At 71.5% G+C, this 1,925-nt stretch carries 3 protein-coding genes; all 3 read left to right on the forward strand.

Going from position 1 to position 1,925, the window contains the following annotated elements:
* Positions 1-531: hypothetical protein (locus VI078_04845; GenBank protein ID HEY5998615.1), on the forward strand; the 531-nt coding region annotated here is incomplete at its 5' end.
* 75 nt (positions 532-606) lie between these two features.
* A complete protein-coding gene (locus tag VI078_04850) occupies positions 607-1,029 on the forward strand; it encodes an amino acid-binding protein (GenBank protein ID HEY5998616.1) in 423 nt (140 codons plus the stop codon).
* 112 nt (positions 1,030-1,141) lie between these two features.
* Positions 1,142-1,624 (forward strand): RNA-binding protein, encoded by a 483-nt coding sequence (locus tag VI078_04855; GenBank protein ID HEY5998617.1) that lies wholly within the window; start codon positions 1,142-1,144, stop codon positions 1,622-1,624.
* The last annotated feature ends 301 nt before the right edge of the window (positions 1,625-1,925 follow it).

Raw genomic sequence — 1,925 nt, forward strand, 5'->3', positions numbered from 1 at the left:
GCGCGAACCGTCGCGGCGCACCTGCCGACGCTGGGCGCGGCGGCCCGCGCGGCGCTCGCCGACCAGTGGCTGCCCGGACGGGCGCTGAGCTTCGAGGCGCTCGAGGCGCTCGCGCCCGGCTTCGCCGCCGCCTTCGGTGCGTCGTGGCTGGCGGCGTGTCCGAGGTCCGCGGAGGGCGCGGCGCTCATGGAGGGCGTCAGCCCCGCGGACCGCTTCCTCGGCTACGCGGACGCCGCGGCCGGCGCGGAGCCCTTCGTCTGGCTGCTGGTGCGGCGCGCCGAGGCGTGGAGCCTCGAGTTGCTGTCGCACGGCGACTACGCGACCTATCTCTTCAAGGGCGGCGGCGAGCTGCCGGGCCTCGTCGAGGGGCTCATCCGGCTGCCGGAGTTCTCCCGGGAGGCGCTGTACCTGCCGCTGGAGCAGCTCACCGGCGAGCGCTCGCCGTACGCGGTCCCCGCGCGCGACCTGCCGCTGCTGCGCGAGCTGCGGTCGCGCTTCGCGGGGAGGAAGGTCCACGCCGCCGCCACTTGACCGGCCCGGCGGCAGACTCTATCTTGGAGCGGGTCAGGGTTCGGGATTTCCAGCCATCACATGACGGGAGGGGCCATGGCACTGAAGGCGACGAGGGTCGACACGTGGGCCGCAACCATCAAGGACCAGCCGGGCGGGCTGGCGCTCAAGCTCGAGGCGCTCGCGGCGGCGAAGGCGAACCTGGAGTTCGTCATCGCGCGCCGCGCGCCGGAGAAGCCCGGGACGGGCGTCGTCTTCGTGACGCCGATCAAGAGCGCGAAGGCGTTGGCCGCGGCGAAGAAGGCCGGCTTCAAGAAGACGCCGACGCTGCACACCGTGCGCGTCGAGGGCCCGGACAAGGCGGGACAGGGCGCGCGGATCACCGCCGCGCTCGCGTCGGCCGGCGTCAACCTGCGCGGCTTCTCCGCCGCGGCGATCGGCAAGCGCTTCGTGGCGCACATCGCCGTCGACACGAATGCGGCGGCGGTGAAGGCCATGAAGGTGGTGGCGAAGCTCTAGATGCGATCGGATCCGTGGCGCGACGGGGGACCGGGCGGGAGCGCCGCGTCCCCCGTCGCGCTTTTGCCGTGAGGTCAGCGGCTGCCCCCGGGGCGGCAGAAAAGGTGGGTGCATGAAATTGTACGTGGGCAATCTGCCCTTCTCGGCGTCCGCGGAGGACGTGCGCGCGCTCTTCGAACAGGCCGGGGCGGTCAGCGCGTGCGAGTTGGTCACGGACAGGTTCACCGGCCAGTCCCGCGGGTTCGCGTTCGTCGAGATGGGTTCGCCCGAGGAGGGCGCCCAGGCGATCCAGCGCTTCAACGACCACGAGGTGGACGGCCGGCGCATGGTCGTCAACGAGGCGCGGCCGCGCGAGGCGCGCGCCGGCGGCCCCCGGGGCGGGTTCGGCGGCGGAGGCGGCGGCTACCGGCCGGCTCCCTCGGGCGGCTACGGCGGCGCTCCGGCGTCCCAGGGCGGTTTCGGCGACGGCTCCCCGACCTTCGCCCCTCCCGGCGGAGGGGGCGCCCCCGGCGGTTTCGGGGCAAAGCGCAAGTCGGGCAAGGGCAGCCGGCGGAACGCGCGCGCCGCCAAGCGCGACCGCAAAGCCTTCTGGTAGCCGGGCGCCGATAAGGGCCCGTCTGCGGCGTTGGACCGCGCCCTTCGTCACTGCGGCGTACCAACTGTACGCCTCATTCCTCAGGGCTTGTCCGCCTTGCATCCGGACCCTTCTCGGCGCCCGGCTGCATTTGCCCAAAGAATCAGAATGTCTGTCGCGTCCTAGCCCGGATTATTCATCAGGCATGTAACAAAGAGGGGTGCTGCCAGGTATAAGTTGTTGATCTTGCGAGGAAAAACAACTTAACCGAAAGGCCGCACCCCATGACAGAGTGTAGCACACAGCTGAGCTTTGAGGGCAT

The organism is bacterium (genome assembly GCA_036524115.1).
GTDB lineage: Bacteria > JAUVQV01 > JAUVQV01 > JAUVQV01 > DATDCY01 > DATDCY01.